Annotated in this window: 10 protein-coding genes, 1 rRNA gene and 1 other RNA gene; 11 read left to right on the forward strand and 1 reads right to left on the reverse strand. The window is 59.4% G+C overall.

Annotated features, from left to right (window positions below; all coding sequences use genetic code 11):
* Positions 1 to 2: 2 nt before the first annotated feature.
* From ftsX to ssrA, 4 genes are all read left to right on the forward strand, one after another.
* Entirely contained in the window at positions 3 to 905 is a 903-nt protein-coding gene (ftsX, locus tag H0194_RS08665) for a permease-like cell division protein FtsX (RefSeq protein ID WP_185175506.1), read from the forward strand.
* 92 nt (positions 906 to 997) lie between these two features.
* Complete coding sequence (smpB, locus tag H0194_RS08670; RefSeq protein WP_185175507.1) at positions 998 to 1,504, forward strand: SsrA-binding protein SmpB; 507 nt, start codon at positions 998 to 1,000, stop codon at positions 1,502 to 1,504.
* A gap of 10 nt (positions 1,505 to 1,514) precedes the next feature.
* Positions 1,515 to 1,907, forward strand: a complete 393-nt coding sequence (locus tag H0194_RS08675) for a DUF488 domain-containing protein (RefSeq protein ID WP_185175508.1) — start codon at positions 1,515 to 1,517, stop codon at positions 1,905 to 1,907.
* A 60-nt stretch (positions 1,908 to 1,967) separates the two neighbouring features.
* Positions 1,968 to 2,348: a transfer-messenger RNA gene (gene ssrA / locus H0194_RS08680) on the forward strand.
* 109 nt (positions 2,349 to 2,457) lie between these two features.
* Here the strand turns inward: ssrA and H0194_RS08685 are convergent.
* A complete protein-coding gene (locus H0194_RS08685; RefSeq protein ID WP_185175509.1) occupies positions 2,458 to 3,636 on the reverse strand; it encodes an IS256-like element IS3507 family transposase in 1,179 nt (392 codons plus the stop codon).
* A gap of 378 nt (positions 3,637 to 4,014) precedes the next feature.
* Between H0194_RS08685 and H0194_RS08690 the strand changes: the two genes are divergently transcribed.
* The 7 genes from H0194_RS08690 to H0194_RS08720 all read left to right on the forward strand — a co-directional run bounded on the left by H0194_RS08690 (position 4,015) and on the right by H0194_RS08720 (position 11,987).
* The gene (locus tag H0194_RS08690) at positions 4,015 to 5,196 is read left to right on the forward strand and encodes an LLM class flavin-dependent oxidoreductase (RefSeq protein WP_185175510.1); all 1,182 of its coding nucleotides are present in this window, start codon (positions 4,015 to 4,017) and stop codon (positions 5,194 to 5,196) included.
* Positions 5,197 to 5,220: 24 nt separating this feature from the next.
* Positions 5,221 to 5,742: a flavin reductase family protein gene (locus tag H0194_RS08695; RefSeq protein WP_185175511.1), complete on the forward strand. Its 522-nt coding sequence runs from the start codon at positions 5,221 to 5,223 to the stop codon at positions 5,740 to 5,742.
* Positions 5,743 to 5,978: 236 nt separating this feature from the next.
* Positions 5,979 to 6,974: a siderophore ABC transporter substrate-binding protein gene (locus tag H0194_RS08700; protein WP_185175512.1), complete on the forward strand. Its 996-nt coding sequence runs from the start codon at positions 5,979 to 5,981 to the stop codon at positions 6,972 to 6,974.
* Between the two features lie 159 nt (positions 6,975 to 7,133).
* Positions 7,134 to 8,126, forward strand: a complete 993-nt coding sequence (locus H0194_RS08705) for an ABC transporter permease (RefSeq protein WP_185175513.1) — start codon at positions 7,134 to 7,136, stop codon at positions 8,124 to 8,126.
* On the forward strand, positions 8,116 to 9,144 hold the full coding sequence (locus H0194_RS08710) for an iron chelate uptake ABC transporter family permease subunit (RefSeq protein WP_185175514.1): 1,029 nt from the start codon (positions 8,116 to 8,118) through the stop codon (positions 9,142 to 9,144). The genes H0194_RS08705 and H0194_RS08710 overlap by 11 nt, the downstream gene beginning before the upstream one ends.
* A 57-nt stretch (positions 9,145 to 9,201) precedes the next feature.
* Positions 9,202 to 9,957, forward strand: coding sequence for an iron ABC transporter ATP-binding protein (locus tag H0194_RS08715; RefSeq protein WP_185175515.1), 756 nt, complete (start codon positions 9,202 to 9,204; stop codon positions 9,955 to 9,957).
* A gap of 516 nt (positions 9,958 to 10,473) precedes the next feature.
* Positions 10,474 to 11,987 (forward strand): 16S ribosomal RNA (locus H0194_RS08720).
* Positions 11,988 to 12,134: the final 147 nt, after the last annotated feature.

A 12,134-nucleotide genomic window follows, 5' to 3' on the forward strand; every position in this document is an offset into this window, starting at 1 on the left:
AAATGAATCTCAAGTTTGTAGTCCGCGAAGCCTTCCGCGGCTTGGGTCGTAACCTCACCATGACCATCGCGCTGGTCATCACCACGGCCATCTCCATCGCCCTGGTAGTCTCCGGAATCCTGGTCACGGACATGGCTAAAGACACCAAGGACATCTACCTCGACCGCGTCAAGGTGATGGTGCAGTTCGACGACGCCACCTCCGCCAACGACAAAGACTGTTCCACTCCAGCCTGTGCGGACTTAAAGGGGCAACTGGAGGCAGACGGCAACGTCGAATCCGTAGAGTTCCGCAACCGCGAACAGACCTACGAGCGCTTCGTGGAGCTGTTCCAAGAAACCGACCCCATCCTGGTGGAGGAGACCTCCCCGGACGCGCTACCGGCGGAGCTACACATCAAGCTCAAGGATCCTTCCGACGTCACGCCGTTCGAGGGGATCGAGGAACTCCCACAGGTCACCGCCGTCGTGGATCAGGCCGAGGACGTGCGCGGCGCCACCGGAAACCTCGATTCCATCCGCAACACCACCTTCCTTATTGCCGCCGCCCAGGCCCTCGCCGCGTTGCTGCTTATTGCGAACATGGTGCAGATCGCCGCGTTCAACCGCCGCGAGGAGATGTCGATCATGCGCATGGTCGGCGCCTCGCGCTGGACCACGCAGGCCCCCTTCGTCATCGAAGCCGTCCTGGCCACGCTGGCGGGCGTGCTCATCGCGGGCGCGGGCATCTTCGCTGCGAAGCGCTACGTCATCGACTCCGCGTTGGGCGGGCTATACCAGGCGCAGCTGCTCGCACCGATCACCAACGAAACGATCTGGGTGGTCTGGCCACTCGTCGGCGTCGCGGCCCTCGTGGTGTCCGCCATTGCCGCAGGCATCACGCTGCGTTCCTACGTCCGCAAGTAACCCGCAGGAACATTCCCGGCGGCCGCTTCGCACTCCGCGAGTGGTCGCCGTTTTTCGTTTTGGCCACCGCGCCCACTAGGATCGGAGTAATCATGGCTAAGAAGGGCAAGAAGAAAAAGGAAGCGATTCGCGACGGCAATGCGACCCTCGCGACTAATCGCCGTGCCCGGCATGACTACAAGATCCTAGAGACCATCGAGTGCGGCATGGTGCTCGTTGGCACGGAGATCAAGTCCATGCGCGAGGGCAAGATTTCCCTCACCGATGCCTTCGCCACCATCGACAACGGCGAGATCTGGCTGCGCAACCTCCACATCCCGGAGTATGCCATGGGGCACTGGACCAACCACAGCCCCAAGCGCACCCGCAAGCTGCTCCTGCACCGCCGTGAAATTGACCGCCTTATGGGCCAGGTCCGCGACGGCAACAAAACGCTCATCCCGCTCAAGGTCTACCTCAAGGACGGCCGCGCCAAACTGGAGCTCGCCCTGGCGCAGGGTAAGGAGCTGCACGACAAGCGCGAGGACATCAAGCGCCGCGACCAGGACCGGGAGATCACCCGCGAGCTGGGCCGCCGCGTCAAGGGCATCAACGCCTAAGGTGGGGCGCATGATTACATGCGTCAAGGTTCATGATTTTTTGCGTAGCGACGTCCCGTCGGACCAGGCACCGCAGCCTCGCGTCTTGGTCGACCGTCTGTGGCCTCGCGGCGTGGCCAAGCGGGACCTCAAGCCCGAACACTGGCTCAAGGACGTCGCCCCATCCTCGGAGCTGCGCACGTGGTTTGACCACGATCCCGAGCGCTTCGCGGAGTTCCGCCGCCGCTACGTCGCAGAGCTCGACTCCGCGGAGCAGGGCGACGGTGACGCAAGGGACGTCGACAAGCTCTTGGAACTCGCCCGCAGCAACGAGTCAGTGACCCTGCTCTTTGCCGCCAAGGACCGCGAAGTCAACCATGCGGTGGTGCTCCAGGAGTGGGTGGAAGGAAACTTGCGGGAATAGCCGCGAGTGCACTAGCGTTGAACGAACTGTAGAGAAAGCACAAACCCGCTCTACAGGTATGGGGTTGATATGGTTTCGACTTCGTACACTAAGCCAGGGGAAGCGTGCCGGTGAAGGCTAACGACCACCGTGAGCGTCGATAGCAACTTTTAAACGCAGAGAAGAACTCTCAGCGTGACTACGCCCTCGCTGCCTAAATCCAGCGACGCGTGTCTGTCAGCCTAGGTTGCGTTCCTGGCCTAGAACCTGGCATCGACTAAGGAACTTGCCGTCCGGGCGCGCCGTCAGGGCCGGACGGGACTCACACTGACGGCTGGGCTCATCATCCGGAACGTGTTCGTCCGAGCCGGAGAGCCGAGTAGAGATCCCGCGCGAACTGCGCACGGAGAAGCCCTGGCAAGGTGACGAAGGACCCGGGTTCAATTCCCGGCAGCTCCACCGGTTGGCCCCAGTGAGACTACGGTCTTCGCTGGGGCCTTTCTCTATGCCAGGGTCAATTTTTAGGCTTAAACGACAGAAAGTGTGTCTGGCTCGGCGTGTCGCGTGGGGGTTAGATTTGGCCTTTCTGGATGCCGATTGAGTGGGTGTAGTCGGTGTCGATAGCGTTGTCGTAGAGGGCTGGTCGTCCTGTTTCGTGGTCGGCTTGGTTCTCGTGTTGGGTCAGGGTGGAAACTTTGGCGAGTTGGTCCTGGCCCCAGTTGGACTGCCTGGCGATTCGTGCTGGATCGTCGGGCAGTTCGGTTTTTAAGTAGAGCCACCAATCCAGCATCCGGCGTTGTCGTTCGCCTGATCTTCCGCGGTGTGTTCTGGCAAGTAGTTTGATTTGGGAGTTGATGCCGCCTTCAAGGCTGTTGGTGGTGGATTTAATCCGGTTTTTCTCCAGCACACCTTCTGGTGGGGTGAGGTAGACAAACAGCAGGTCGGAGCGCCAGAGGTGGTTGAGGCTGTTGTAGGCCTTGCGCACGTTGTGATGTGTCCACGTGCGGGTCCATGTACCTGTTTTAGGGTCTTTGACCGTGGTTTTCTCGTCCATCCAGGAACGGTAGATCGTGGAGAATTCGTGCAGTTGCGCACCCCATGCTGCTGCTTGGTCCAGGGTGGTGATCCGGGTCAGTTTCAGCGCCAGTCGGTAGATGGTGCGCCCAGCATCAGTGCGGGGACGTGAGGTGGTGTAGCGGCGTACCACGCGTTGGGCGTGCACGAGGCAACGCTGGATTTTCGTGGTGGGCCAGCACTTTTTGATCGCGCTAAACGCTCCCTGGCCGCCATCGATAACGGCGATAAGTGGGGCTTCGATGCGCTCGAGAAGTCGTTGGTAGTCGCGCGTGGTTTCGTGTTTGCACCAGTGCCAGGCGATGACATGGTCGATAGTGGCGGCAATGATTAAACAGCCGCCGGCGGTATATGTGCCGTCTAGAAACACCTGGTCGTAGACCCGCCCGATGTGTCCGATGGTTGGATCGGGTACGTCAACGAGCCAGAAGGGTTCGAAGCGGCGTTGCAGTGTGCGCGGCGAGCATCCCACACGGCTGGCAATGGTATCGAGGCTGGCGCCAGTGGTCAGGTGGTCAATGAAGGCGGTAAAACCCGTGGAATTGGTGATGTCGATCCGGCGCTTCACACGCGACGCGCCGCAGTGTTTGCATCGCCACCTGGTAGTTCCTTTGCTGGTGGTGCCGTTGCGTTTCATCTCACCGCCGCAGTGGCAGCGTGGTTGGTTCTTTGACATTGTGACACCACACCACGCCGCATGTAGCACATCACTGCTGCCACACCGTGGATTTACCGTCCCGGAGCCAGATATATGCTCCCGGAGCATATACTTCTCTGAAACCTAGAGGTCAACCACTACAAATCACCGAATCCAGACACACTTTCTGTCGTTTAACCCAATTTTTAGGCCTCAACCAGGGGGTATCCCCAACTTTGACGCGTTTCGCCTCGCAACCTGGGCGCACAGCCGCAAACGTGTCAAAGTTGGGGGAGTACTTCGCGAATGAATTAAGTTGATTCCTTTTCGCAACGCGACGGTGGGGCTTTATAGGAATCTCCTGCCAATTTTGCCGCCTGTGCCCATGGCGCCACCAAAGATGGTTGTATATCTTCCATGACATCGAATACTTCACAGCTGACGTTGCACTGGTTCCTGCCAACCTACGGCGACTCGCGCGGCATTATGGCCGGCGGTCTGGGTACGCAGAACATGCATGGGGAGCGGGAGGCCACCATGGACTACCTCACCCAGGTTGTGGAGGCCGCGGAGCATAACGGCTTCGAGTCCGTGCTCACCCCGTCGGGGCTGTGGTGTGAAGACGCCTGGCTCATTGCGTCCGGCCTGGCCGCGCGCACCAAGCGGTTGAAGTTCCTCATCGCGGTGCGCCCAGGTTTGGTGAGCCCCACGATGATCGGCCAGCAGGGCCAGACCTTCCAGAAGCTCTTCGACAACCGCTTGCTCATCAACGTCGTGATTGGCGGCGAGGATTACGAGCAACGTGCCTTCGGCGATCACCTGAGCAAGAAAGAGCGCTACGCCCGCGGGAGCGAAGCCCTGACGGTCACCGATCACCTATGGAAGAACCCGGAGCCGATCACATTTCAGGGTGAGTACATCAACATTGAGGGTGCACAGCTGAAAGAGCTGCCCGAGGTGGCGCCGCCGGTGATGATTTCCGGCTCCTCGCCCGAGGGGATTGAGTGTTCCGCGCAGCACGGCGACGTGTACCTCACCTGGGGAGAGCCACCCGCACCGGCGGGGGAGAAGATCGCCAAGGTGCGCGACCGTGCGACGGAGCTCGGCCGGGAGCTGGGCTACGGCCTGCGCGTGCACATCATCGCGCGTCCGACCGAGGAAGAAGCTTGGTGCGAGGCGCAGCGCCTGGTGGACGCACTGGACGTCGACAAGGTGCGTGCCATGCAGGAGTCCCTGGCGCGTTCCCAGTCTGAGGGGCAGCGCCGCATGCAGGAGCTGCATGGTATGGGTTCGGACTTCCGCGACGGCATCGACGCCCGCGAGCTGGAGATCTACCCCAACCTGTGGGCGGGCATCGGTCTGGTGCGTTCCGGCACGGGTACCGCGCTCGTGGGATCCTACGAGCAGGTAGCGCAGCGAATGAAGGAGTACATGGACTTGGGCTTCGACAACTTTGTCCTGTCCGGCTACCCGCACCTGGAGGAGACCTATCAGGTGGGCGAGGGGGTGGTCCCGGAACTGCAGAAACTGGGCATTACCGTCGCCAATCATGAGCATCATGGCGCAGCAGAAGGAGAAGACAACAACGCAGCCAACTAGCTCATGAATAAAAGGTAAATCCCTATGTCCCCAGATTCCGTTTCCACGACAGCCACCATTGATTCCGCCCAGCTGCGCCGCGTGCTGGGTGCCGCACCGACCTCCGTTATTGCGGTGGCCGGGCTCGACGGGGAGGAGCCCGTCGGTATGATTGTCGGCTCCTTCGTGGGCATTAGCTTGGAGCCGCCGATCGCGGGCGTGTGCATCCAGCTCAGCTCGTCCACGTGGCCACGACTGCGCGAGCTTCCGCGCCTGGGGCTGTCGGTGCTCAGCGACGTTAACCGCGCGCAGGTGCGCCAGCTCGCCGGCCCTGCGTCGCAGCGTTTTGCTGGTGTGGGCTGGGAGGAGCGCTCCGGCGCCGTGCTTATCGACGGCGCGTGCGCCCAGCTCACCGCCACCGTTGCGGAGGAGCAGATCATCGGAGACCACTACTTCGCGGTGCTCAGCTTGGACAGTGTGGCGTTGCCAGCCGCATCGGAACAAGAGTCCGAGCTGCGGCCGTTGGTGTTCCACGCGTCGGAGCTGAAGGTGCCGGTCGCGAATTAACGCACAACTTCGTTGCGTAAATAGGGTCGCGCGGGGGTAGTGGGGCGCAGAGGGTGCGTCGCACCACACCGGCGCGACCTTGCTTTTTGGGCCACTGAAAGTCCGTTTCGCGGTGGAACTACCCCCATCGTTGTAAGGTTAGGGTGCACTTAGTTAGGGTTACCTATAGCGCTCCGGCAGCGGGGCACTTGCCCACGAAACCGTCATCTATCTTGAGTTGAAATAAGGATTATTCAGTGAAAAAGCTTCGCGCTTCTCTCGTCGCCTCCGTCGCGGCAGCCAGCCTGATCCTGACCGGCTGCTCCTCCTCCGAGGGCTCTTCCGAGTCTTCCTCGCAGGCGGCTTCCTCTAAGAAGATCACCATCGAGGACAACCGTGGCTCCGTCGAGGTGCCGGTCAACCCAGAGAAGGTTGCCATCACGGACAACACCGCAATGCGCACCCTCGCCGAGTGGGACGTCAAGGCCGTCGCCATGCCGCTGCGCCTGGCACCGGGCAACGTGGCGGACAAGTACAACGCCGACACCGTGTCCGCTGACCTGGGTATGCACCGCGAGCCGAACCTCGAGGCCATCGTCGCCGCGGAGCCAGAGGTTGTCATTAACGGCAACCGCTTCGAGCAGCACTACGACGCCATCAAGGACCTGGTCCCTGACGCCGCCATGGTGGAGCTGACCCCGCGTGATGACAAGCCACTGGATGAGGAGCTCATCCGCGAGACTGAAGAGTTGGGCAAGATCTTCGGCAAGGAGAAGGAAGCCGACAAGCTCGTTGAGGACTTCAAGAAGGCCGTCGAGCGCGCCAAGGAAGCCTACGACGACGAGGACAAGGTTATGGCCGTCAACGTTTCCGGCGGCGACATCGGATACGTCGCCCCAGGCCAGGGCGTCGTCTACGGCAAGCTTTTCGAGCTGCTGGGCATGAAGCCAGCACTCGAGGTGGACAACGCCTCCGATGATCACCAGGGCGACGACATCTCCGTGGAGGCCATCGCCAAGGCTGACCCGGACTTCTTCCTGGTGCTGGACCGCGACGCCGCAGTGGACGCGGACAACCCGGAGTACAAGCCAGCTAAAGACATCATCGAATCCAACGCTGCACTCAAGAACGTGGAGGGCATTAAGGACGGCAACGTCGTCTACGCCGACAACCACATGTACAAGGATGGCGGCATCATCGCCTACACGGACTTGCTGAACTCGATGGCCGATGCTTTCGAGAAGGCTGACTAATCTTCCACGGCGCAGTGTGAGAGTGCATGTGTGGTGTCTGCGCCGTGGAACCACAGTGGACAAATAACGTACACGTGGACGGAGCCGGAAGGTACGACGGGTAACATCCCTGTTGTCCTTCCGGCTTCCGGGCGTGTACGCACCAACCAAAAGGCAGCGATGAGTAGTACAACAACCGCAACCAGAGCCAAGGCCGCGCGGCCGAAGCGCTTCGACGCCAGGTTCTTCCTAGCCCTCATCGTGGTGCTGGCGCTGCTGGTGGCCTCTCTCCTGACGGGCGAATATGACATCTTCCGCGACGAGTTCGGCCTCGAGATGTTTAATATGACCCGCGTGCCCCGCACCATCGCACTGGTCCTGGCTGGTGCCGCCATGGCGATGAGCGGTCTGGTCATGCAGCTGCTGACCCAGAACCGCTTTGTGGAACCAACCACTACCGGCACCACCGAGTGGGCGGGTTTGGGCCTGTTGTTCGCCATGGTTTTCTTCCCTGACGCCACGGTGCTGCAGCGCATGTTGAGCGCGGTCGTTTTCTCCTTCGTGGGCACGATGATTTTCTTCCAGTTCCTGCGCCGGGTCACGCTGCGGAGCTCGCTCATCGTTCCCATCATCGGCATCATGCTCGGCGCCGTCGTCGGCTCAGTATCCACGTTCTTTGCCCTGCTTGCCGACGCCCTGCAATCGCTCGGCATCTGGTTCATGGGCTCGTTCACCTCCGTCATCGCGGGGCAGTATGAGGTGCTCTGGGTGGTCCTCCTCATGCTGGTCGCGGTGTATTTCTACGCGGATAAGCTCACCGTCGCGGGGCTGGGTGAGGACGTGGCCACGAACGTCGGTCTCAACTACGACCGCATCATTCTGATCGGCACCGGCCTTATCTCGATTGCCACCGGCGTGGTCACGGTGGTCGTCGGCTCGCTGCCGTTTTTGGGGCTCATTGTCCCGAACATCGTGGCCATGTTCCGCGGCGACGACCTGCGTTCGAACCTGCCGTGGGTATGTTTGCTGGGCGTCGGCATCGTTACCGCCTGCGACCTGCTGGGCCGCATCATTATTGCGCCGTTTGAGATCCCCGTCTCCGTCATTTTGGGTCTCGTTGGCGCCGTGGTCTTCATCGTCTTGATTGTGAGGCAGAGCAAGAATGGCAAGTAACGCGACGTCGACAAGCCGCCGCCACGTCGGTGCCTTCCAATCCTCCCGCGCCCAGAAGCGCTACTGGATCATCCTGGGCGTCCTTATCGTGTTGGCTCTGGGATTCGGTTTGCTCCACTTGGCATGGGATAACCCGATGCCCTTCGGGACCCGTGGGTTCTGGCTCATCGCCGAACGCCGCGCTAACGCGCTCATCGCCATCGTGGTGGTCGCGCTGTGCCAGGCCATGGCCACGGTGTCTTTCCATACGGTGACGAACAACCGGATTATTACCCCATCCATCATGGGCTTCGAATCGCTGTACGTGGCCATCAATACCGCGGCGATCTTCTTCCTCGGCTCGTCCGGCTTCCTAGAAACCCAATCCTTGGTTGCCTTCGTGCTGAAGATGCTGGTGATGGTCGGGCTGTCGCTGGTGCTCTACTCGTGGCTGCTGACCGGCGAAAATAACAGCATGCACGCCATGCTGCTTGTCGGCGTGGTCATTGGCGGCGGCCTCGGCTCGCTGTCAACCTTCATGCAGCGCATGCTTACCCCGAGCGAGTTCGACATCCTCACCGCGCGCCTATTCGGCTCGGTGCACAATGCCAACCCGGACTTTTTCCCCATCGCCATCCCGGTGTGCCTGGTGGTCTCCGCGTTGCTGTACCTCAACTCCCGCAAGCTCAACGTCATTTCGCTGGGCCGCGACGCCGCTACGAACCTCGGCATCAACCACAAGGTTCAGGCCATCTATACGCTGGTGCTGGTGTCCATGCTCATGGCTGTGACCACTGCACTGGTGGGACCCATGACCTTCCTCGGGTTCCTCGTGGCGACGCTCGCGTATCAGTTCGCCGAGACCTACGATCACCGCTTCATCTTCCCCGTGGCGATCCTCACGGGTTTCGTCATCCTCACCGGCGCCTATTTCCTCATGAACCACGTCTTCTATGCCCAAGGCGTAGTGTCGATCATCATCGAGATGGTCGGCGGCTCGGTATTCCTCTTCGTCATCATGAAGAAGGGGCGCCTGTAGCGCCATACCCCGAAGCATGAACCAACCGCAATAGAACACATAGAGAGAGCACGCACAATGATCACACTGTCTGGCGTAGAAAAGGCCTACAACAGTGAAGTAGGCATCGGCCCGGTCAACTTGGAGATCCCCGCTGGCGGCATCACCGCGCTGGTGGGACCTAACGGTGCCGGTAAGTCCACGCTGCTCACCATGATCGGACGCCTGCTGGGTATGGACGCCGGCGAGATCCATGTGGCGGACATGGACGTGTCCACCACCAAGTCCCGTGATCTGGCGAAGATCATCTCCGTCCTGCGTCAGGAGAACCACTTCGTGACCAAGCTGACCGTGCGCCAGCTGGTCGGCTTCGGCCGTTTCCCGTACTCCCAGGGGCGCCTGACCCCTGAGGACGAGGAGATCATCTCCAAGTACATTGACTTCCTTCACCTCGGCCCGCTGGAGGACCGCTACCTGGATCAACTCTCCGGCGGCCAGCGCCAGCGCGCGTACGTAGCGATGGTGCTGTGCCAGGAAACTGACTATGTGCTTCTCGACGAACCGTTGAACAACCTCGACATCGCCCACTCGGTGGAGATGATGAAGCACCTGCAGGACGCCGCTCGCGAGTTCGGCCGCACCATCATCGTGGTGCTGCACGACATTAACTTCGCTGCCCGGTACGCGGACTACATCTGCGCGGTCAAGGACGGCAAGATGGTTGCCTTTGGCAAGCCAGAGGAAATCATGAAAGACGAAATCCTCACGCCCATCTTCAACACCGACATCAAGGTCATCGAAGGTCCCGACGGTTTACTTGCCTGCTACCACTAAAACGCGCGAAAGCGCGCAAAAACCACCTCAAGAATACAACATGATGTAACGCAAGAAACCGCCTCTCTCCTGCGAATATCGAGCAGGGGAGAGGCGGATTTTGTATTTTGATGCGTCATGTCCTAAAGTAGTTCAAGTCGCCACGGAGCGGGTTAACAAAATAAAGCGTTAATGTTAACCGTGTGTGAACGTTGTCTGAGAACTCAATAGTGTGCCAATGTACTTTTTTATTTTTTGTGTTGTTGCGCATGGTGTGTTGGTGGTTGTGGTGTGTGCCGGGTGGCGCTTTTTTATGAGGGCGTTACTGTAAACATTTAAGTGTTTCATTGGCTGCATTGTGATTTACTGATTTGCATTTGTGTGTGATGATGTTTCTGGCCCTTTTTGCCCCGTCGGGTGGGGGTCAGTTTTTGTAGTAATTTTTTTGTCAGCTACATGGGCATTCTGCGGCTTTTGGTTGTGGGTGTTTGTGTGGTTTGTCTTATTTTGGTTAGGTTTGGGCTTTTCACGAGCCTTTTTGTGGAGAGTTTGATCCTGGCTCAGGACGAACGCTGGCGGCGTGCTTAACACATGCAAGTCGAACGGAAAGGCCTTGCTTGCAAGGTACTCGAGTGGCGAACGGGTGAGTAACACGTGGGTGATCTGCCCTGCACTTCGGGATAAGCCTGGGAAACTGGGTCTAATACCGGATAGGACCATCGTTTAGTGTCGGTGGTGGAAAGTTTTTTCGGTGTAGGATGAGCCCGCGGCCTATCAGCTTGTTGGTGGGGTAATGGCCTACCAAGGCGTCGACGGGTAGCCGGCCTGAGAGGGTGGACGGCCACATTGGGACTGAGATACGGCCCAGACTCCTACGGGAGGCAGCAGTGGGGAATATTGCACAATGGGCGGAAGCCTGATGCAGCGACGCCGCGTGGGGGATGAAGGCCTTCGGGTTGTAAACTCCTTTCGCTAGGGACGAAGCTTTTGTGACGGTACCTAGATAAGAAGCACCGGCTAACTACGTGCCAGCAGCCGCGGTAATACGTAGGGTGCGAGCGTTGTCCGGAATTACTGGGCGTAAAGAGCTCGTAGGTGGTTTGTCGCGTCGTCTGTGAAATTCCGGGGCTTAACTCCGGGCGTGCAGGCGATACGGGCTAACTTGAGTACTGTAGGGGTAACTGGAATTCCTGGTGTAGCGGTGAAATGCGCAGATATCAGGAGGAACACCGATGGCGAAGGCAGGTTACTGGGCAGTTACTGACGCTGAGGAGCGAAAGCATGGGTAGCGAACAGGATTAGATACCCTGGTAGTCCATGCCGTAAACGGTGGGCGCTAGGTGTGAGGGACTTCCACGTCTTTCGTGCCGTAGCTAACGCATTAAGCGCCCCGCCTGGGGAGTACGGCCGCAAGGCTAAAACTCAAAGGAATTGACGGGGGCCCGCACAAGCGGCGGAGCATGTGGATTAATTCGATGCAACGCGAAGAACCTTACCTGGGCTTGACATACATCAGATTGCCGTAGAGATACGGTTTCCCTTGTGGTTGGTGTACAGGTGGTGCATGGTTGTCGTCAGCTCGTGTCGTGAGATGTTGGGTTAAGTCCCGCAACGAGCGCAACCCTTGTCTTATGTTGCCAGCATTTAGTTGGGGACTCATGAGAGACTGCCGGGGTTAACTCGGAGGAAGGTGGGGATGACGTCAAATCATCATGCCCCTTATGTCCAGGGCTTCACACATGCTACAATGGTCGGTACAACGCGCAGCTACATCGTGAGGTGGTGCGAATCGCTGAAAGCCGGCCTTAGTTCGGATTGGGGTCTGCAACTCGACCCCATGAAGTCGGAGTCGCTAGTAATCGCAGATCAGCTACGCTGCGGTGAATACGTTCCCGGGCCTTGTACACACCGCCCGTCACGTCATGAAAGTTGGTAACACCCGAAGCCAGTGGCTCAAACTCGTTAGGGAGCTGTCGAAGGTGGGATCGGCGATTGGGACGAAGTCGTAACAAGGTACCCGTACCGGAAGGTGCGGGTGGATCACCTCCTTTCTAAGGAGCATTATTATTTTTTATTCCTGGCATGTTGTGTACACGGTTGTGTGCGGGGGTGTCAGGTGTGGTGGTTGAGTGCCCGTGTGTGGTGCTGCTGCCGTTATGTAAATCGGGTGGACGCATACCCGGTGCCTATTGTGGGGC

It is taken from the genome of Corynebacterium incognita, from assembly GCF_014217255.1.
GTDB lineage: Bacteria > Actinomycetota > Actinomycetes > Mycobacteriales > Mycobacteriaceae > Corynebacterium > Corynebacterium incognitum.

Excerpts from the sequence above, each read along its gene's own strand:
- H0194_RS08695 (WP_185175511.1), top strand. The coding sequence starts at position 5,221 with ATGTCCCCAGATTCCGTTTCCACGACAGCCACCATTGATTCCGCCCAG.
- H0194_RS08705 (WP_185175513.1), top strand. The coding sequence starts at position 7,134 with ATGAGTAGTACAACAACCGCAACCAGAGCCAAGGCCGCGCGGCCGAAG.
- H0194_RS08685 (WP_185175509.1), bottom strand. The coding sequence starts at position 3,636 with ATGTCAAAGAACCAACCACGCTGCCACTGCGGCGGTGAGATGAAACGC.
- H0194_RS08710 (WP_185175514.1), top strand. The coding sequence starts at position 8,116 with ATGGCAAGTAACGCGACGTCGACAAGCCGCCGCCACGTCGGTGCCTTC.
- H0194_RS08675 (WP_185175508.1), top strand. The coding sequence starts at position 1,515 with ATGATTACATGCGTCAAGGTTCATGATTTTTTGCGTAGCGACGTCCCG.
- H0194_RS08715 (WP_185175515.1), top strand. The coding sequence starts at position 9,202 with ATGATCACACTGTCTGGCGTAGAAAAGGCCTACAACAGTGAAGTAGGC.
- ftsX (WP_185175506.1), top strand. The coding sequence starts at position 3 with ATGAATCTCAAGTTTGTAGTCCGCGAAGCCTTCCGCGGCTTGGGTCGT.
- H0194_RS08690 (WP_185175510.1), top strand. The coding sequence starts at position 4,015 with ATGACATCGAATACTTCACAGCTGACGTTGCACTGGTTCCTGCCAACC.
- smpB (WP_185175507.1), top strand. The coding sequence starts at position 998 with ATGGCTAAGAAGGGCAAGAAGAAAAAGGAAGCGATTCGCGACGGCAAT.